Source organism: Ruegeria sp. CJ6 (assembly GCF_056536665.1).
Map to the genome: position 1 here is coordinate 177,733 of NZ_JBQFQB010000005.1, position 17,887 is coordinate 195,619.

Genomic DNA, 17,887 nt, shown 5'->3' on the forward strand with positions numbered 1-17,887 from the left:
ATTCGTGCGAATTATCTTGGCTCACATATCCATGGATGAGTTTTTGATTTCACGCGAAGGGTAGTGTGTTAACCCTTCGCGCCTCGATTCTCATTTTGGGCCGACTCAGGTGGCAGAGCCGCCCACAGTCAGCCCATCCATCAAAACGGTAGGTTGGCCGACACCGACCGGCACCCATTGCCCATCCTTGCCACATGTGCCCATGCCGGGATCCAGCGCCATGTCATTGCCCAGTCCCCGAATGCGTTTTAGCGCCGAGGGGCCGTCGCCAATCAGCGTCGCGCCTTTGACCGGAGCGCCGATCTTGCCGTTCTCGACACGATATGCCTCGGTGCAGGAGAACACGAACTTGCCGTTGGTGATGTCGACCTGGCCACCGCCGAAGCCCACAGCCCAGATGCCGTCTTTGATATCTGCCACCAACGAGGCCGGATCGGCATCGCCACCCAACATGATCGTGTTGGTCATGCGCGGCATCGGTTTATGGGCATAGCTTTGACGCCGGCCGTTCCCGGTTGGAGCAACGCCCATCAGGCGTGCGTTCTGGCGGTCCTGCATATATCCGGTGAGGATTCCATCCTCGATCAGAACTGTACGCGAACTGGGTGTACCCTCGTCATCCACTGATATCGAACCGCGTCGGTCTGCAATCGTCCCATCATCCACGACTGTTACACCTTTCGAAGCGATCTGCTGCCCCATCAGCCCGGCAAAAGCGGAACTGCCCTTGCGGTTGAAATCACCTTCAAGCCCGTGGCCGATGGCCTCGTGCAACAGAATACCGGGCCATCCGGGGCCCAATGCGACTTCCATCACGCCGGCAGGTGCAGGGACGGCATCCAGATTGACCATCGCGATCCGCAGAGCCTCACGCGCCTTATCTTGCCAGTCTGAGGGATCGATCAAGCCATCCAGCCCAACACGTCCGCCACCTCCGGCAGAGCCGCTTTCGCGCCTGCCGTTCTGTTCTACGATAACCGAGATGTTCAGGCGGGTCATCGGGCGTATATCGCGCACCTGCACACCATCGGGGCGAAGAATCTCGACCTCCTGCACTGCAGCGGCAATCGTGGCGCTGACTTGCACAACCCGGGAATCCAGATCACGGGTAAAAGCGTCTATCTCGCGCAGTGTCTCGATTTTGACCGGGAAGGCGGCGGATTCGATCGGGTCTTCATCGGTATATAACCTGGTATTGGTGGCACGTGGTGGCCCGGCCAGCGTCCCACCACCATCGCCGACCGCCAACCGCGCGGTTTCGGCTGCACGCTTCAGAGAGGGAATCGAAACATCCGTTGAATGCGCGTATCCAGCCACTTCACCCTGCACCGCGCGAAGACCGAATCCCTCGGAAGCGTCGTAAGAGGCCGTGCGTAATCGGCCGTCATCAAACACCAAAGATTCGGATTTGCGCCGTTCTACGAACAGTTCCCCATCCTCGGCGCCATCAGTTGCAGCCTTCAGTACAGCAAGCGCTTCATCCTTGGGAAGAACGCTTTCAAACGGGCGAAACGGGGCCTGAGTCATCAGTTGTGACCTTTCGGGTTTGATCCAGATCAAAAATAGCGTCTGTTTGACGCAAGCATTTTGCTTTATCTACCCGACGGAATATGGTTTTTAACGCGGCCAAAGACAACGGGAGAGGTGCGACCGATTCACACCTTTTCGCGAGAGACGCAAAGATCAAACGATCAGGACAGAAAATGAAGAATGCTTTGATGCTTTCCGGGCTTGCTACGGCCCTCTCCAGCCTTCCCGCCATGGCTCAGGAGCTTGAGATTATTGGCAAGCCGGTTGACGGCGGCATGGGGTTCCAGCCTGCTGCCACCAGCCTTGCCGAAGGGATTCAGTCGCTGGACAACATGATTCTGGTGATCATCACCGCGATCTGTGTGTTTGTTGCGGGTCTGCTGGTTTACTGCATCGTACGCTACAACCAGCGCGCAAACCCGAACCCGGCTCGGTTCTCGCATTACACTCCGGTTGAGATTGCATGGACATTGGGCCCGATCCTGATTCTGGTCTTCATCGGAGCGTTCTCGCTACCGGTTCTGTTCAAACAGCAGGAAATTCCTGAAGGCGACATCACCATCAAAGTCGTGGGGAACCAGTGGTACTGGACCTACGAATATGTCGATCATGACTTTGCCTTCGATAGCTATCTTCTGGGCCACCCGGCCACCCTCGACGAGGGCGCGCGCCCGGCGGATGCCGACGTAACACCGTTTGTTCTGGACGATGCGATGCGGGCGAAGCTGGCCGATGCAGGCTATGGCGAAGACGAATGGCTGCTCGCCACCGACACCGCGGTCGTTGTTCCGGTCGGCAAGATTGTCGTGATGCAGGTTACTGCATCGGACGTGATCCATTCCTGGACCATTCCTTCGTTCGGCGTGAAGCAGGACGGCGTTCCTGGTCGTCTGGCCGAACTTTGGTTCGAAGCAGACAAGGAAGGCGTCTATTTCGGACAGTGCTCTGAGCTGTGCGGTAAAGACCATGCCTATATGCCAATCACTGTCAAAGTGGTCAGCGAAGAGGCATATGAACAGTGGCTGCAGGGTGCGCTTGAAGAATATGCAGGTCAGCCTGCTTCCTACCAAGTGGCCTCGAACTAAGCCCTTTGCGGCCTAGGTAAACACATGCGGGCTGCGCGGAAATCGCGCAGCTTTTGCCCCGAAAAGGACCGGATATGAGCGACGCAAGCTTCAATGCCAGCACCGTCTCTGCGCAGACCCGCGCGGACGAGGCCAGCTTTGGCGATTATTTCGCCCTGCTGAAGCCGCGCGTGATGTCGCTGGTCGTATTCACGGCTTTGGTCGGACTGCTTGCGGCTCCGGTTCCGATACATCCGTTTGTTGGCTTCTGCGCCATCCTGTTCATCGCTATTGGTGGCGGTGCATCCGGCGCGCTGAACATGTGGTGGGACGCGGATATCGACCGCGTGATGAAGCGCACCAAAGGCCGTCCAATCCCCTCTGGCAAAGTTGAAGAAGGCGAGGCATTGGCGCTGGGTCTGGCTCTGTCTGGCCTGTCCGTGATTATGCTGGGTTTGGCAACCAACTGGTTTGCAGGGGCGTTTCTGGCCTTCACTATTTTCTTCTATGTTGTCGTCTACACGATGTGGCTGAAACGCTCGACGCCTCAGAACATCGTCATTGGTGGTGCCGCGGGAGCGTTCCCGCCGGTCATCGGATGGGTCGCGGCCACTGGCTCGATGACTCTCGAACCGTGGTTGATGTTTGCCCTGACATTCATGTGGACACCTCCGCATTTCTGGGCGTTGGCCTTGTTCATGCGCTCGGACTATGACGATGCGGGGGTGCCGATGTTGACCGTCACGCACGGCCGCCGTGCAACGCGCTGGCACATTCTGGTCTATACCGCGTTGCTGGCGTTGCTGGCGGTGGGGACTGCGTTCTCGGATATCGGAGGCCCGATTTATCTGGTCGTTGCGCTGGTTCTGAATGGCTTGTTTCTGCGGGGGGCCTGGCAGATTTCTCGTCGAAACGAAGACGATTCGGAGGCCGACAACTTCAAGGTCGAACGCAGTTTCTTCAAACTGTCGCTGCTGTACCTGTTTCTGCATTTCGGCGCGATTCTCGTCGAGGCCCTGTTGAAACCTTACGGATTAGGAGGCTGGTCATGAGCCTGCGCAAAACTCACGAACTTCACCAAAGACGGTTCAGCCGCAATCTGGGCGTCGGCCTGACACTGGCCGCGTTCATCGTGATCATCTTCGGCCTGACAGTCGTCAAGGTCTCGAACACAGATTTTAGTCTGGCGACGCAGCAGGTGCAGAACTGATGAAGTTGACGGGGCCACAGAAAACGGTCGCGCAACTGGTCGGCGTCGTCGTCCTTATGGGCGGTTTGGCATGGGCAGCGGTGCCGTTTTATAATTGGTTCTGCCGGGTCACGGGGTATGGAGGGACCACGGGGGTTGCCGAGAAAGCCCCTGATGACATACTCGACCAAGTGGTGACGGTCCGATTTGATGCCTCCAAGGCCAAGGGTATGCCGTGGGAATTCAAGCCCGTCGAACGCGAGATGAAAATACGTATCGGTGAGACAGGTCTGGCGTTCTACGAAGCGTACAACCCAACCGACAAGCCCGTCGCAGGGCAGGCGTCCTACAACGTGGCGCCCTATTCCGCCGGGGGGTATTTTCAGAAAATCGCCTGTTTCTGCTTCGATGAACAGGTGTTGGAGCCGGGTGAGCGAGTCGAGATGCCCGTTACGTTCTTCGTCGATCCCGAACTGATCGAAGATCCCGAAGCAAAATATGTGCATACGATCACGCTGTCGTATACATTCTATGAGATTGATCTGCCCGAGGGCTATGCCGCCCTTGATGTGCAGGCTGAAACAAACAAGAACTAACGCCTGTAGGTGAGGGACGCTGATGGCACACGCAAAAGACCATGATTACCACATTCTGAACCCGTCAATCTGGCCACTGATCGGCGCGGTAAGCGGATTTGTGATGCTGTTCGGGGCCGTTCTTTGGATGCACGGGATTACCCCGTGGATCTTCTGGATGGGGCTGGTCGGGGTTCTTTATACCATGTTTGCATGGTGGTCCGAAGTCGTGGTTGAAAGCCGTCAGGGCGATCATACGCCGGTCGTGCGTATCGGCCTGCGCTATGGCTTTATCCTGTTCGTGATGTCCGAGGTGATGTTCTTCTTCGCCTGGTTCTGGTCGTTCTTCAAACATCGCATGTATCCGATGTACGACTATGCCGGTACTGAATACATCCAGCCGGATATCCACGCCGTTGATCCGTTCCACCTGCCGCTGATCAACACTTTGGTCCTGTTGCTGTCGGGTTGTGCGATTACTTGGGCCCACCACGCGCTTGTTCATGACAATGACCGCAAGGCGCTGATCAATGGTCTGGCCATTGGTATCGTTCTGGGCATCGCCTTTACTGCGCTTCAGGCGTTTGAATACTATGAGTTACTGGCCCATGAGGGTTGGGAGTTCGGTGGCGATCAGTTCTATTCGAACTTCTTCATGGCAACCGGTTTCCACGGCGCGCATGTGATTATCGGCACCATCTTCCTGTCGGTCTGTCTGATCCGCGCCCTGAAGGGGGACTTTACGCCCGAGAAACACGTCGGTTTCGAGGCTGCCGCTTGGTACTGGCACTTCGTTGACGTCGTCTGGCTGTTCCTGTTTTTCGCCGTCTACATCTGGGGTCAGGCCCCGCTGATGTAACGCCACGCAGGTGATCCAATTGCAAAAGCCGCCCCACGGGGCGGCTTTTTCTCAATCAGGGGCGCAAGATTGCGCCCCATACAATTACATGGTTGCACTTCGGTTCACGTGCCCCTTAACAAGGCGCCGGTTCCCGCAACAAGGTCTGATCCCAATATGCGTCGCATTCTGTTTCTGCTGATCTTCGGCTTTGCCGGTCTGGGCCTGCTGTTGTCGCTGGGCATTTGGCAACTGCAGCGGCTGACCTGGAAACAGGAGGTGCTGGCCGAAATCGAAAGCCGCATCGCTGCCGATCCTGTCGCCTTGCCATTGCAGGTGTCCGAAGATGCGGACAAATACCTGCCGGTGACGGTCACAGGCGAGATCGAACCGGGCGAGATCCACGTTTTGGTTTCGGTCAAGCAGGTGGGGCCGGGGTATCGGATCATCCAGTCCTTTACCACCGACGACCGGACTATTCTGGTGGATCGCGGCTTTGTGCCGACCACAGCCAAGCAGGCTGTTCGCCTGACTGGCCCGATGGAAATCACCGGCAACCTGCACTGGCCCGATGAAGTTGATGGCTACACGCCTGACGCAGATATTGACGGCAACATCTGGTTCGCCCGTGATGTGCCCAATCTGGCCGCCGCGCTGGGGGCTGAGCCGGTGTTGCTAATTGCCCGCTCGGAAACCGATCCGAATGTAACGCCAATGCCGGTGGATACGGCGGGCATCCCCAACGATCATTTGCAATACGCAATCATCTGGTTTGGTCTTGCTCTGGTCTGGGCCGCAATGACCGGATACTTCCTGTGGCGCAGCCGTGCCAATTCCGAAAGTGACGCGACATGAAATACATCTCGACCCGCGGGCAGGCGCCCGAACTGACCTTTGAAGAGGCGATGCTGACCGGACTGGCCCGTGATGGTGGTCTGTACTTGCCCGCTGAAATTCCGGTGATGTCGCAGGACGAAATTGCTGCGTTGGCTGGCTTGTCCTACGAAGAAATCGCATTCCGCGTGATGTGGCCCTATGTGAGTGGCTCGTTCTCCGATGATGAGTTCAAAGATATCATAGCGCGCGCTTATGAGGGCTTCGGCCATGACGCCCGCGCGCCGTTGAAGCAGCTGAACGAGAACCATTTTCTGCTGGAGCTGTTTCACGGACCCACACTGGCTTTCAAAGATTTTGCCATGCAGCTAATCGGCCAGCTGTTCCAGGTTGCGCTCAAACGGCGCGAAGATCGCGTGACCATTGTCGGCGCGACGAGCGGTGACACCGGTTCTGCCGCAATCGAAGCGTTCCGTGGGCTGGATGCGGTGGATGTGTTCATCCTGTTCCCGCATGGCCGTGTTTCGGAAGTGCAACGCCGTCAGATGACGACTCCTGCCGACAGCAATGTGCACGCTTTGGCCGTGGATGGCGATTTCGATGACTGTCAGGCCGCGCTGAAAGACATGTTCAACGATTTCGACTTCCGTGATGGGGTGAAGCTGGCCGGGGTGAACTCGATCAACTTCGCCCGTGTGCTGGCACAGATCGTTTACTATTTCACCGCCGCCGTCAGCCTCGGCGCGCCACATCGCAAGGTCAGCTTCACCGTGCCGACAGGGAATTTCGGCGATATCTTCGCAGGCTATCTGGCCAAACGCATGGGGCTGCCCATCGATCGTCTGGTGGTGGCGACCAACCAGAACGACATTCTGCATCGCTGTCTCTCGGGCGAGGGATATTTCAAGGGCGATACGATCCCCTCAATCAGCCCTTCGATGGATATTCAGGTTAGCTCGAACTTTGAGCGCGCACTGTACTACGCCTATGGCGAAGATGGCGGCGCAGTCGCTCAGTTGATGGACGAACTCAAGAGCGGAGGCTTCAATGTCAGCCAAGGCGCAATGGAGGCTCTGCGAGAAAGCTTTGACTCGGGCCGCGTTTCTGAGGACGAGACGCTTGAGACGATCAGGCGCACCATGGTCCATAGCGCCGAGTTGGTTTGTCCGCACACCGCCGTTGGGATCAAAGTGGCTGAAGACCACCGCGCTGCCGATGTGCCCATGATCACGCTCGCAACCGCGCATCCCGCGAAGTTCCCGGCGGCGGTCGAGAAGGCAAGCGGCGAACATCCGCCTCTTCCATCCCGCATGTCTGATCTGTATGAACGTCCGGAACGGGTGACCCGCGTTGCGAACGATCTGGGTGCCCTTGAGGATCATATCAGAAGGCATATTGCTGAGTGACAGTCAGACAGGACCAACTGAAGAACGGATTTCGTGTCGTCAGTGAACATATGCCGGGGCTGCAATCTGCGGCCATCGGCATCTGGGTAACCGCCGGTGGGCGGCACGAGCGGATCGAGCAGAACGGTATCGCGCATTTCCTTGAGCATATGGCGTTCAAGGGAACCCAGCGGCGTTCTGCGCTGCAAATCGCCGAAGCGATCGAGGATGTGGGCGGGTACATCAACGCCTATACCTCGCGCGAAGTTACGGCCTATTATGCACGCGTACTGAAGGACGATGTGGCGCTGGCCATGGATGTCATCGGCGACATCGTCATGAACCCGGTATTCGACCCGCGCGAGATCGAGGTCGAGCGCGGCGTGATCCTGCAGGAGATCGGTCAGGCCTATGATACGCCGGACGATGTAATCTTTGACTGGCTGCAAGAGCAGAGCTATCACGACCAACCCCTTGGCCGCACCATTCTGGGCCCGACCGAGCGCGTCAGTGCGTTTTCCCGCGAGGACTTGTCTGGTTTCGTGGCCGAACACTACGGGCCGGAACAGATGATCCTGTCTGCAGCTGGAGCTGTGGACCACGATGCGCTGATGAAACTGGCCGAAGAGATGTTCGGCCACCTGCAGCCGCGCAAGGGTCTGATCCCCGACGCTGCGCGGTTCACTGGTGGTGAGGCGCGGCAGGAGAAAGAACTGGAGCAGGCGCATTTCGCGCTGGCGCTGGAAAGTCCGGGCTATCGCGATGATGCGATCTATACGGCCCAGATTTACTCGACCGCTCTGGGTGGAGGCATGTCCTCGCGCCTGTTTCAGGAAGTGCGCGAGACGCGCGGGCTTTGCTATACGATCTTTGCTCAGACCGGTGCTTATGCGGATACCGGTACGACAACGATTTACGCAGGCACCTCGGCCGATCAGGTGGGCGAATTGGCGACGATTACCATCGACGAGATGAAGCGCGCTGCCGAAGACATGAGCGCAGAAGAGGTTGCCCGCGCGCGGGCCCAGATGAAGGCCGGGATGCTGATGGGGCTGGAAAGCCCGTCGAACCGGGCCGAACGGCTGGCGCGGCTGGTGCAGATCTGGGGACGTGTGCCCTCGCTTGAGGACACCGTGGCCAAGATCGATGCGGTCAGCACCGAGGACGTGCGTGCCTTTGCCGAAGACATGGCAGTCAAAGCCCCTGCAGCGCTGGCGTTGTATGGGCCGGTCTCGGGCGCACCGACGCTGGTGGATCTGCAGGAGAGGCGTGCGGCGTGATGCTGTTAGGCAGACGCAAGCTGAAACTCGAAACCGAGCGCTTAACGCTGCGCCCGCCCATGCATTCCGACTTCAACGACTGGACCGCCCTGCGGCGTGCTTCAAAGGACTATCTGGTGCCGTGGGAGCCGGTTTGGGCCAAGGACCATCTGAGCCGAAAGTCGTTTACCAACCGGGTCTATTGGGCCCAGCGCTCAGTCGCGAGTGGAACGGCGATACCTCTGTTCCTGTTTCGTCGCACAGACAATATTCTGCTAGGGGCGATCACGTTGGACAATGTTCGCCGTGGTCCGGCGCAGGCTGGCACCTTGGGCTATTGGACCGGGCAGGCCTTTGCGCGACAGGGGTTCATGCGCGAAGCAATTGGCGCCGTTGTTCATCACGCCTTCACCCGTCTGGATTTAAGCCGGATCGAGGCCGCGTGTTTGCCTGAGAACAAGGCCTCTCGCGGTCTGCTGGAAAGCTCAGGCTTCAAATACGAAGGCGTGGCGCAGTCTTATCTGCAGATCAATGGGCGCTGGCGAACACATGTTCTGTATGCCAGCCTAAGGTCCGATCGTCGGGGCAAGACTGAGGCAGGCTAGAGGGCTCTGCCGCCAGGCATGGCAAGCCTCCTGTCCTGGAGATATCCGTGGCCAGATCAACAAGGGCATGACTTGTTGGCCCATTGCGCTACACTTGCCCTATGTGGCGGTTTGTTGCGGGACTGATGATGATTGCATGCGGGGCTGTGGCGCAGGAGCGGCGGCCTAGTCACTGCATCGCCATCGCAGATGCGGCACCGGGGATTGAATATCTTCACAAAGCGGCGTGGCAGGATCCCGTGCCCGAGTTTTCGGTTCGTATCAGCTATGTCGCGCATGCATCGTTTCTGATCCAGACACAGGGCGGGCTGAACGCGGTGACCGATTTCACCGGTTTTATCGGCGGCGCTGCGCTAATTCCTGACGTGGTCACAATGAACCATGCGCACAGCACCCACTGGACTGCCCATCCCGATCCGGCCATCCCGTATGTCTTGCCGGGCTGGGGAGAGTTCGGCGAAGGCATCGAGCACCATCTTGATCTGGGTGAGATGCTGATTCGCAATGTGTCGACCGATATCCGTTCGGCCTATGGCGGTATTGAAGATCGCGGAAACTCGATCTTTGTGTTCGAGGTCGAAGGGTTGTGCATCGGCCATCTGGGGCATCTGCATCACATTCCGTCGGATGAACAATTCGCTGCACTGGGTCGGCTGGATGTGGTCATGGCGGCGGTGGACGGAGGCACCACGATGCCCTTGCCCGAGATGGTTCAGGTTCTGAAACGCCTCAAAAGCTCGGTCATTATCCCGATGCATTGGTTCTCGGACTTTTCGCTCCAGCGGTTTTTGGTGGATATTCGGGATGAATTCCCGGTTGAACGGGATGGGGTGTCCGAGATTGTCGTCTCGTTGCGCACGCTGCCCGACAGGCCGACGGTTGTGGTGCTGGAGCCTCAGTACCTGATAGAGCTGGAATAGGGCTTGTCGCGGCCCGTGGCCTTTGGCAGGGAAGAGCCATGAAACTGAACCCTGCAGACAGCCGCCTTGCCGAAGCAATCAGAGCCCGATTGGGTGCTGACGTTTTGCGCCCGATTGCAGATCGTTACCTTGAAGAGCCGCGTCAGCGGTTTGTCGGGCAGCCCGGTTTGCTTGCCTTGCCACGCACTGTGGAAGATGTGTCGGCTCTGGTGCAATTGGCCGCAGACGCTCGGGTGCCTGTTGTCCCTTATGGCGGCGGCACCGGTCTGGTAGGAGGGCAGGTTGTTCCGGATGGTCCTGTCCCTTTGATCGTTTCCCTGGAACGGATGACGGCGATACGCGCGACTTACCCCACCGAGAACATACTTGTGGCCGAGGCCGGTGCCATTCTGGCCGACGTTCAGACCGCCGCTGAAGACGCGGACCGTCTATTTCCCCTGTCGCTGGCTGCGCAGGGTTCTTGCCGGATTGGCGGCAATCTGGCCACCAATGCGGGTGGCGTGAATGTGCTGCGCTATGGCAATGCACGCGATCTGTGCCTGGGGCTTGAGGTGGTGCTGCCTAATGGTGAGATCTGGCACGGGCTTAGTCGGTTGCGTAAGGACAACACCGGGTATGACCTGCGCAACCTGATGATCGGGTCCGAAGGGACACTTGGCATCATCACGGCGGCGGCGTTGAAGCTGTTCCCGCGACCCAGGGGCGTTGGAACCGCAATGTTTCAGGTCTCCTCACCCGAGGCTGCCATTGATCTGTTGTCAGTGGCGCGGGATCAAGTGGGGGAAGCGGTCAGTACGTTTGAGTTGATCCATGGGCAGGGACTCAAATTCCTGACCGAGGTTTTGCCCGACGTGCGGCAACCCTTTGCGGCAACACCGGAATGGAGTGTGTTGATCGAGCTGGGCTTGTCGGTCGGCCAAGACCCTTCGGACATGCTTGAGGCGATTTATGTCGCCGCTGATGAGCGCGATCTGGTCCGCGATGCGGTCATCGCGCAGAGCGAAGCACAGCGGTCCGAACTCTGGGCCGTGCGCGAGCGCATCCCCGAGGCCAACCGGCTGATCGGATCAGTTTCCAGCCATGATATCTCGGTCCCGATTTCCCGCATTCCAGAGTTCATTCGGCGCGGTGCGGATGTGGTGGCCGGGCAGGGGCCGTTTCGCGTAAACTGCTTTGGCCATCTGGGCGACGGTAATCTGCACTACAACGTATTTCCACCTGCCGGGCAGGACAAGGCGGAGTTTGTCGCACAGCGGGGCGCGGTCAAACGCGCGGTACATGATCTGGTTCATGAATTTGGTGGATCGGTCAGCGCCGAACACGGTGTCGGTCGGCTCAAGACAGATGATCTGGAACGCTATGGCGATCCGGTCAAGTTGCAGGCCATGAGGGCGATCAAAGCAGCGCTTGATCCTCAGGGGATTATGAACCCCGGGGCGGTTCTGGCCTAATAGACGCGCCCCGGACGTATACCGGGGCGCTGCGGTTCTTTACGACGCGGGCAGAATGACCTTGTCGATCACATGGATCACGCCGTTCTCGGCTTCGATATCGGCTTGCACAACGTTGGCATCATTCACCATGACGCCATTGTCGAGATCGATGGTGATATCTCCGCCCTGCACGGTGGCGGCGGTCATGTCATCGGACAGATCACCCGACATCACTTTGCCCGGGACAACGTGATAGGTCAGCACTGCGACCAACTGGTCCTTGTTTTCGGGCTTCAGCAGATTTTCGACCGTGCCCTCGGGGAGCGCTGCAAAAGCCTCATCCGTTGGGGCGAAAACGGTGAACGGCCCTTCGCCTTTCAGCGTTTCAACCAGTTCGGCGGCCTGAACGGCAGCGACGAGCGTTTCAAAACTGCCCGCGCCCACCGCAGTATCGACGATATCCTTGGCGTGCCCATCTGCCAAAGCAGAGGTGGTCAACAGAAGACTGGCAACTCCAGCAACAGCGAATTTGCGCAACATGACATGATTTCCCTTGTTGAGAATGCCCTAGGTGGCATCATTCGGGGTACGCAGTCAGGTCGCGACAAGATCACAGAATCCAGAGGCAACTGTTTCTTGAATGTGACCCCAATCGCGCTAAGCCTGCGGCGCACGCGATTTCCAGTCACGAGTTTGTGAAGTTTGTGGAGATCAGAGCCCTTCGAACTCGCACAGAACGTGCACGTCCATGCCCAAATCTTCCAGCGCTTTGCGACCACCCAATTCGGGCAGATCGATGATGAACGCGCATGAGATGATCTCGCCGCCCAGCCGTTCGATCAGCTTGATCCCCGCAGCGGCGGTGCCTCCGGTAGCCAGAAGATCATCAACGACCAGGATCTTCTCACCCGGCTGGATGGCGTCATCGTGAATTTCGACTATCGCCTCTCCATATTCCAGCTTGTAGTCCTGGCTGATCGTGGTGCCGGGCAGTTTGCCCTTTTTGCGGATCGGCACGAATCCAACGCTCAGCTGGTGGGCAATCGCACCGCCCAGAATAAAACCGCGCGCCTCAAGGCCCACAACTTTGTCGATTCGCTCACCGGCGTAAGGGTGCAACATCTGGTCGATTGCCATGCGGAACCCACGCGGGTCGGCAAACAGGGTGGTGACATCGCGGAACATGATCCCTTCATGCGGGAAATCGACGATGGTCCGAATGTAATCCTTGACCGTTTTGTTTCTGGACATGGGCCACCCCTTTGGCATCAAACACGCGCGGGGTATTTCGCCCATAAGGTGCGGTCATGCAAGAGAACTCTGGCCCCTGCGGCTACTTGCTGCGGCCGCGCATGGCGTTAGGCAGGCCGTAGTAGCGATACAGCGCGTTCGGAAGCCAGGACAGGTGCGGCTTGCGCCAGTTGCGTTGATCCCGAAGAAGAATGGCTTGCGCGACATGAAGGTTCATTGCTTTAATCTCACTTTTGCTGTTATGTGCGCGATATCTACATTTTATATTCTATGTATATACAATGCATCGCACTTAGAATCAAGGGCAGGACGGGGACTGGACGTGTGACCAAGAAAGATGGAAAGAAATCTACCAAGAAAAACAGTCAGTTGGTTTTGCGCCTCGACAAGGATGAGCGCGACGCGTTCGTCGAGTTGTGCAGGGATCTGGACACCTCTGCCGCCCGCGAAATCCGCCGGTTTATCCGGGGGTTCATGAAGGAAAACGCTGAAAACTGAAATCACGCCGGGCGGCGCAGAACCGCTGTGGCGATGCCCATTCCGATCAGGGTCAACCCTCCGAACCGGGTCATGGTCGTGATGACATTCGCACGTCCGATCATACGGCGCAGCTTGTCCGCCAGCAGCGCATAGGCCAGCGCGTTCAGCCCCGCGAGACCCACAAATGTTGCGATCAGGATCGCGAATTGCGGACCCAAAGGCTCGGCTGGACGCAAGAATTGCGGTACGAAAGCGATGAAGAAGGCAATGGACTTCGGGTTCAGCGCGGTGACTGCTGCGGCATGGCCAAAAACACTGCGGGCGGTCACGTCACGTTCGGTTTCAATTGCTTGCAGCCCGCCCGACGGCGCGCTGCGCAGGAGTTTGACACCCAGCCAGACAAGATAGGCTGCCCCAACCCATTTCAGCACGGTAAACAGTGTGGCAGAGGCCAGCACCAGCGCGCCCAGCCCCAGCAGCGACGCGGTCATCGCCACCAAATCCCCCAATGCGACCCCAGTGGCCGAGGCAACCGCCACACTGCGTCCTTTCGACAGCGCATAGCTAAGCACCAGCAACACGGTCGGGCCTGGGATCAGCAGCAGCGCAGTCGAAGCGGCCACAAAGGCCAGCCAGATTTCAATGGACATGGAGTATCCTATTAGAGTGTTTCCCACACCAAGCCTTGGCACGACGTATTGGTCAAGGCTTTGCGGGCACATTCTCGTGGTGAAACACCGGCTCCAACGGGTTGGCGTTCGGATTTGCGAAGCCGGGGTCGCCTAAATACCGAGGACATGGGGCAGGGAATTCAGGCGTGCAATGCGATCTGGGATTGCCGCAACAGGTTTAAGATTGGATGAAGCTTGGCTTATGCATCTTGAAACGCCTCCAATGTACCCCACTCTCGCAATGCGACCCAAAGGAGGGAGCCATGGTTCAAACCCAACACGCTGAGGCCGATACCGGCCGCGCCAGATCCGGTGTCGAGCGCCTCAAAAGAATCTTGGTAGGACTGCTGTTGGCCGGGGCGATCTTGTATGCGGGCGTCCTCGGATACATGTTTTTCAACCAGCAATCTCTGCTGTACAAACCCGAAGGTACGTTACCGGATCCGGCTTCGGTGGGGTTGGCGGATGTTGATGCGCTGTCGCTGACAATGGCTGATGGTACTGCCCTGACGGTCTGGGCTGCACCCGCTGCAATCCCGGATGCACCGACCGTCCTATTCTTCCACGGCCAAAGCGGCAATCTGGGGGACCGTGCTGAACGGCTGCGCGAAATCCTGAACTCGGGCTACGGGCTGCTTGCCCCCAGCTATCGCGGCTTTCCGGGCAGCGAAGGCGAGCCCTCGGAACTGGCGCTGATCTCTGATGGAGTTCAGCTCTATGACAGGCTGGCGGGTCAGGGCAAAGCTGTGGTGCTGCACGGTCAGAGCCTCGGCACCGGCATTGCCGCCGCTGTGGCTGCCGAGCGTCCCGATGCAGAACTTCTGGTGCTCGAGGCCCCGTTCACTGCAACCGTTGATGTCGCGGCGGAACGCTATCCTTTCCTGCCGGTCTCAGCCTTGATGAGGGATCAGTTCGCCACACGTGATCTTATCGAACAGATCTCGGTGCCGACGTTGATTTTTCACGGCACCGAGGATGAAACTATTCCACTGCATCACGGAAAAGCTCTGGCCGAGATGTCTGATACCGCGCAGATTTACGTGATCCCCGACGGCACCCACAACGATTTGTGGTCGCGTGGCCTATGGGACGAGGTGCAAAAGAACCTGTCTCAGAACTGAGTTCATAACACCCGCCCAGCCACAGCATCCAGCTTGGCCAACAATTCCGGATCGCGCTTTTCAGGCGCGGTCAGGATGGCATACTCCAGCGCCCGGTCGCAGCCATGCGGGCAGGGCGCACGGTCGGTCCCCAGCATAGCGGGTAGACCTTTGACCAATGCCCGGCCTTTTTCCGCATTACCGGTCAGCGTGGCGATGATGGCGGCCACGTCGACTTCACCGTGATCAGGGTGCCAGCTGTCATAGTCGGTGACCATGGCAATTGACGCATAACAAAGCTCGGCCTCGCGGGCGAGTTTCGCTTCGGGCATGTTGGTCATGCCGATCACGTCGCACCCCCATTGTTCGCGATATAATTTGGATTCCGCCAATGACGAGAATTGCGGTCCTTCCATCGCCAGATAGGTTCCACCTCGGTGGATGGTGATGCCAGCCGTCTTGCCAGCAGTCTCACAAGCGTCCGACAGGCGCGGGCAGGTCGGATGCGCAACACTGACATGGGCGACGCAGCCAGTCCCGAAAAAGCTCTTTTCACGGGCAAATGTTCGATCGATGAACTGATCCACGATCACGAAATCACCCGGCGCCATATGTTCGCGGAACGACCCGCAGGCCGAGACCGAGATCACATCCGTTACGCCAAGCCGTTTCAACGCGTCGATATTGGCGCGATAGGGCACCTCGGTCGGCGAGTGCACATGTCCGCGACCGTGACGCGGCAAGAAGGCCATTTCGACCCCATCCAGCGACCCGGTCAGGATCTGATCCGACGGATCGCCCCATGGCGTTTCTACTGTGACCCACTCGGCATTCTCTAGACCATCGATGTCATAAATGCCCGATCCTCCAATGACGGCGATTTTTGTTTGGGTCACGAGTGCTCTCCATTGAAAATTCCTGCTGTGTGAGTTCTGCGGGCCACAGCTTCATTTGACAAGTGGGTTCAACGGTTTGTGTGCGCTTGGGTCAAGCTATGCGCACGGCGCATATCAGGGTCCCGCCTGGCGCGGTATCTCAAGACCGGTTTGACCGCTAGAAGGCCCCTTTCGCGCGAACAAAACCGACCAACAGGACCGATCCATGCCCCGAGCCATGCTGGCAAGCTTTGCCAATCGTATAGCCAAACCCGATTTGCGCTGGGTCCCGGATGAGGGATTGACCTTTTCCCGCCTGCGGATCGAACTGCTGTCCGGTCTCACCGTCGCCTTGGCGCTGGTCCCCGAAGCCGTGGCCTTTGCCTTTGTCGCCGGGGTGCACCCTCTGGTCGGGCTTTATGCCGCATTCCTGGTTGGTCTGATCACTGCGTTGATCGGTGGTCGCCCCGGCATGATCTCGGGCGCAACCGGGGCGCTTGCGGTTGTCATGGTCGCATTGGTTGCGCAGCACGGGGTCGAATACCTGTTCGCTACAGTGGTGCTGATGGGGATTATGCAGATTATCGCAGGAGCGATGCATTGGGGCCGGTTCATCCGTCTTGTGCCGCACCCGGTGATGCTGGGCTTTGTGAACGGTCTGGCGATTGTGATCTTTCTGGCGCAGCTGGGGCAGTTCAAAGTGCCCGGAACCATGGAAAACACCGGCCACGGCATGGGCGGTGGCGAGTGGCTTTCGGGCGTTCAGCTCTACACAATGCTGGGTCTGGTCGCTCTGACCATGGCTGTGATCTGGATCATGCCCCGCATCACCCGCGTCATCCCAGCGCCTCTGGCCGGGATTTTTGTTGTCGCTGCTTTGGTCATTGGCATTGGGCTGGACGTCCCGCGTGTCGGTGATCTGGCTTCGATCGAAGGCGGCTTGCCCAGCTTCCATATACCTATGGTGCCGCTGAACTGGGAGACCTTTGAAATCATCCTGCCCTATGCCCTGATCCTTGCCGCAATCGGTCTGATTGAATCCCTGCTGACGCTAAACCTTGTGGGTGAGATCACCGGCAAGCGCGGTGGTGCTTCGCAGGAATGTATCGCGCAGGGCACAGCGAACGTAGTCACCGGTTTCTTTGGTGGTATGGGCGGTTGTGCGATGATCGGTCAGTCGATGATCAACGTGAAGTCAGGCGGGCGCACGCGTATCGCAGGTATCGCTGCAGCGCTGTTTCTGTTGCTCTTCATCCTGGTGGGTTCGCCTCTGATCGAGCAGATTCCACTGGCCGCACTTGTCGGTGTGATGTTCATGGTGGTGATCGGAACCTTCGCCTGGAATTCGCTGAAGATCATGCGCAAGGTGCCTTTGATGGATGCGTTCGTGATCGTACTGGTGACAGTCGTCACCGTGATGGAAGACCTTGCGGTGGCTGTTGTGGTCGGTGTTATTGTCTCTGCCCTGGCTTATGCATGGAATAACGCCAAACGCATCCACGCGGTTACGCGCGACTCGGAAACGGAAGAAGGGGCGAAGGTCTATGAAATTCAGGGCCCGCTGTTCTTTGGCTCGTCCGAGGGCTTCGTGGAGCTGTTCGACGTAAGAAACGACCCCGAAACCGTCATCATCGACTTTGCAGCCAGCCGTGTGGTGGACCAATCCGCGCTGCAGGCTATCGAAAACATCGCCGCCAAATACGAAGCTGCTGGCAAACGCGTCATGCTGCGGCACCTGAGCCGTGACTGTCATACACTGCTGAACAAGGCCGGCCATCTGATGGTCGACAGCGATGATGACCCGGATTACGAACTGGCTGTGGATTATTCGGTCCGCACCGGTATTCTGGGCGGGCACTGAATACGCGAAAGGGCGGC

20 protein-coding genes are annotated in these 17,887 nt (G+C 58.2%); 14 read left to right on the top strand and 6 right to left on the bottom strand.

Annotation, left to right across the window (positions count from 1 at the left end; translation table 11 throughout):
* Nucleotides 1-105 precede the first annotated feature (105 nt).
* A complete protein-coding gene (gene tldD, locus ACR0BT_RS15625; RefSeq protein WP_480612760.1) occupies nt 106-1,527 on the bottom strand; it encodes a metalloprotease TldD in 1,422 nt (473 codons plus the stop codon).
* A 176-nt stretch (nt 1,528-1,703) separates the two neighbouring features.
* On the opposite strand from tldD, the gene coxB reads away from it, so the two are divergent.
* From coxB to ACR0BT_RS15680, 11 genes are all read left to right on the top strand, one after another.
* Entirely contained in the window at nt 1,704-2,615 is a 912-nt protein-coding gene (gene coxB / locus ACR0BT_RS15630; RefSeq protein WP_480763555.1) for a cytochrome c oxidase subunit II, read from the top strand.
* 74 nt (nt 2,616-2,689) lie between these two features.
* Nucleotides 2,690-3,646: a heme o synthase gene (gene cyoE, locus ACR0BT_RS15635; protein ID WP_170397322.1), complete on the top strand. Its 957-nt coding sequence runs from the start codon at nt 2,690-2,692 to the stop codon at nt 3,644-3,646.
* Nucleotides 3,643-3,804 (top strand): hypothetical protein, encoded by a 162-nt coding sequence (locus tag ACR0BT_RS15640; RefSeq protein ID WP_170397320.1) that lies wholly within the window; start codon nt 3,643-3,645, stop codon nt 3,802-3,804. Before cyoE ends, ACR0BT_RS15640 begins: the two co-directional genes overlap by 4 nt.
* Complete coding sequence (locus tag ACR0BT_RS15645; RefSeq protein WP_170397318.1) at nt 3,804-4,379, top strand: cytochrome c oxidase assembly protein; 576 nt, start codon at nt 3,804-3,806, stop codon at nt 4,377-4,379. Before ACR0BT_RS15640 ends, ACR0BT_RS15645 begins: the two co-directional genes overlap by 1 nt.
* 22 nt (nt 4,380-4,401) lie before the next feature.
* Complete coding sequence (locus ACR0BT_RS15650; protein WP_170397316.1) at nt 4,402-5,217, top strand: cytochrome c oxidase subunit 3; 816 nt, start codon at nt 4,402-4,404, stop codon at nt 5,215-5,217.
* A gap of 156 nt (nt 5,218-5,373) precedes the next feature.
* Nucleotides 5,374-6,051 carry an SURF1 family protein gene (locus ACR0BT_RS15655; protein WP_170424281.1) on the top strand — a complete coding sequence of 226 codons (678 nt, stop codon included), beginning with the start codon at nt 5,374-5,376 and terminating at the stop codon, nt 6,049-6,051.
* Entirely contained in the window at nt 6,048-7,436 is a 1,389-nt protein-coding gene (gene thrC, locus ACR0BT_RS15660) for a threonine synthase (protein WP_480763556.1), read from the top strand. The genes ACR0BT_RS15655 and thrC overlap by 4 nt, the downstream gene beginning before the upstream one ends.
* Nucleotides 7,433-8,695 carry a M16 family metallopeptidase gene (locus ACR0BT_RS15665; protein ID WP_480561163.1) on the top strand — a complete coding sequence of 421 codons (1,263 nt, stop codon included), beginning with the start codon at nt 7,433-7,435 and terminating at the stop codon, nt 8,693-8,695. The genes thrC and ACR0BT_RS15665 overlap by 4 nt, the downstream gene beginning before the upstream one ends.
* On the top strand, nt 8,695-9,279 hold the full coding sequence (locus tag ACR0BT_RS15670) for a GNAT family N-acetyltransferase (RefSeq protein ID WP_170397308.1): 585 nt from the start codon (nt 8,695-8,697) through the stop codon (nt 9,277-9,279). Before ACR0BT_RS15665 ends, ACR0BT_RS15670 begins: the two co-directional genes overlap by 1 nt.
* 128 nt (nt 9,280-9,407) lie before the next feature.
* Nucleotides 9,408-10,199: an MBL fold metallo-hydrolase gene (locus tag ACR0BT_RS15675; protein WP_480503856.1), complete on the top strand. Its 792-nt coding sequence runs from the start codon at nt 9,408-9,410 to the stop codon at nt 10,197-10,199.
* 38 nt (nt 10,200-10,237) lie between these two features.
* Complete coding sequence (locus ACR0BT_RS15680) at nt 10,238-11,650, top strand: FAD-binding oxidoreductase (RefSeq protein ID WP_480763557.1); 1,413 nt, start codon at nt 10,238-10,240, stop codon at nt 11,648-11,650.
* A gap of 39 nt (nt 11,651-11,689) precedes the next feature.
* Here ACR0BT_RS15680 and ACR0BT_RS15685 read toward each other — a convergent pair whose 3' ends face one another.
* The 3 genes from ACR0BT_RS15685 to ACR0BT_RS15695 form a co-directional block, all read right to left on the bottom strand.
* Nucleotides 11,690-12,172: a fasciclin domain-containing protein gene (locus ACR0BT_RS15685; protein WP_170424274.1), complete on the bottom strand. Its 483-nt coding sequence runs from the start codon at nt 12,170-12,172 to the stop codon at nt 11,690-11,692.
* 171 nt (nt 12,173-12,343) lie between these two features.
* Nucleotides 12,344-12,883, bottom strand: coding sequence for an adenine phosphoribosyltransferase (locus ACR0BT_RS15690; RefSeq protein ID WP_010441681.1), 540 nt, complete (start codon nt 12,881-12,883; stop codon nt 12,344-12,346).
* Between the two features lie 82 nt (nt 12,884-12,965).
* Nucleotides 12,966-13,100, bottom strand: a complete 135-nt coding sequence (locus ACR0BT_RS15695; protein WP_255612018.1) for a hypothetical protein — start codon at nt 13,098-13,100, stop codon at nt 12,966-12,968.
* Between the two features lie 107 nt (nt 13,101-13,207).
* On the opposite strand from ACR0BT_RS15695, the gene ACR0BT_RS15700 reads away from it, so the two are divergent.
* The gene (locus ACR0BT_RS15700; protein WP_170397300.1) at nt 13,208-13,381 is read left to right on the top strand and encodes a hypothetical protein; all 174 of its coding nucleotides are present in this window, start codon (nt 13,208-13,210) and stop codon (nt 13,379-13,381) included.
* Nucleotides 13,382-13,383: 2 nt separating this feature from the next.
* Here ACR0BT_RS15700 and ACR0BT_RS15705 read toward each other — a convergent pair whose 3' ends face one another.
* A complete protein-coding gene (locus ACR0BT_RS15705; RefSeq protein ID WP_170397298.1) occupies nt 13,384-14,013 on the bottom strand; it encodes a LysE family translocator in 630 nt (209 codons plus the stop codon).
* A gap of 284 nt (nt 14,014-14,297) precedes the next feature.
* Between ACR0BT_RS15705 and ACR0BT_RS15710 the strand changes: the two genes are divergently transcribed.
* Nucleotides 14,298-15,155, top strand: a complete 858-nt coding sequence (locus ACR0BT_RS15710; RefSeq protein ID WP_480763558.1) for an alpha/beta hydrolase — start codon at nt 14,298-14,300, stop codon at nt 15,153-15,155.
* Nucleotides 15,156-15,157: 2 nt separating this feature from the next.
* On the opposite strand, the gene ACR0BT_RS15715 is transcribed toward ACR0BT_RS15710, so the two are convergent.
* The gene (locus ACR0BT_RS15715; protein ID WP_170511367.1) at nt 15,158-16,030 is read right to left on the bottom strand and encodes an S-methyl-5'-thioadenosine phosphorylase; all 873 of its coding nucleotides are present in this window, start codon (nt 16,028-16,030) and stop codon (nt 15,158-15,160) included.
* A gap of 205 nt (nt 16,031-16,235) precedes the next feature.
* On the opposite strand from ACR0BT_RS15715, the gene ACR0BT_RS15720 reads away from it, so the two are divergent.
* Entirely contained in the window at nt 16,236-17,870 is a 1,635-nt protein-coding gene (locus tag ACR0BT_RS15720; protein ID WP_170564740.1) for a SulP family inorganic anion transporter, read from the top strand.
* Nucleotides 17,871-17,887 lie beyond the last annotated feature (17 nt).

What these genes read in the sequence shown, in the direction of transcription:
- cyoE (WP_170397322.1), top strand. Translation starts at nt 2,690, where the DNA reads ATGAGCGACGCAAGCTTCAATGCCAGCACCGTCTCTGCGCAGACCCGC.
- ACR0BT_RS15720 (WP_170564740.1), top strand. Translation starts at nt 16,236, where the DNA reads ATGCCCCGAGCCATGCTGGCAAGCTTTGCCAATCGTATAGCCAAACCC.
- ACR0BT_RS15690 (WP_010441681.1), bottom strand. Translation starts at nt 12,883, where the DNA reads ATGTCCAGAAACAAAACGGTCAAGGATTACATTCGGACCATCGTCGAT.
- ACR0BT_RS15670 (WP_170397308.1), top strand. Translation starts at nt 8,695, where the DNA reads ATGCTGTTAGGCAGACGCAAGCTGAAACTCGAAACCGAGCGCTTAACG.
- ACR0BT_RS15680 (WP_480763557.1), top strand. Translation starts at nt 10,238, where the DNA reads ATGAAACTGAACCCTGCAGACAGCCGCCTTGCCGAAGCAATCAGAGCC.
- thrC (WP_480763556.1), top strand. Translation starts at nt 6,048, where the DNA reads ATGAAATACATCTCGACCCGCGGGCAGGCGCCCGAACTGACCTTTGAA.
- tldD (WP_480612760.1), bottom strand. Translation starts at nt 1,527, where the DNA reads ATGACTCAGGCCCCGTTTCGCCCGTTTGAAAGCGTTCTTCCCAAGGAT.
- ACR0BT_RS15710 (WP_480763558.1), top strand. Translation starts at nt 14,298, where the DNA reads ATGGTTCAAACCCAACACGCTGAGGCCGATACCGGCCGCGCCAGATCC.
- ACR0BT_RS15640 (WP_170397320.1), top strand. Translation starts at nt 3,643, where the DNA reads ATGAGCCTGCGCAAAACTCACGAACTTCACCAAAGACGGTTCAGCCGC.
- ACR0BT_RS15685 (WP_170424274.1), bottom strand. Translation starts at nt 12,172, where the DNA reads ATGTTGCGCAAATTCGCTGTTGCTGGAGTTGCCAGTCTTCTGTTGACC.
- ACR0BT_RS15675 (WP_480503856.1), top strand. Translation starts at nt 9,408, where the DNA reads ATGATTGCATGCGGGGCTGTGGCGCAGGAGCGGCGGCCTAGTCACTGC.
- ACR0BT_RS15655 (WP_170424281.1), top strand. Translation starts at nt 5,374, where the DNA reads ATGCGTCGCATTCTGTTTCTGCTGATCTTCGGCTTTGCCGGTCTGGGC.
- ACR0BT_RS15650 (WP_170397316.1), top strand. Translation starts at nt 4,402, where the DNA reads ATGGCACACGCAAAAGACCATGATTACCACATTCTGAACCCGTCAATC.
- coxB (WP_480763555.1), top strand. Translation starts at nt 1,704, where the DNA reads ATGAAGAATGCTTTGATGCTTTCCGGGCTTGCTACGGCCCTCTCCAGC.
- ACR0BT_RS15705 (WP_170397298.1), bottom strand. Translation starts at nt 14,013, where the DNA reads ATGTCCATTGAAATCTGGCTGGCCTTTGTGGCCGCTTCGACTGCGCTG.
- ACR0BT_RS15695 (WP_255612018.1), bottom strand. Translation starts at nt 13,100, where the DNA reads ATGAACCTTCATGTCGCGCAAGCCATTCTTCTTCGGGATCAACGCAAC.
- ACR0BT_RS15645 (WP_170397318.1), top strand. Translation starts at nt 3,804, where the DNA reads ATGAAGTTGACGGGGCCACAGAAAACGGTCGCGCAACTGGTCGGCGTC.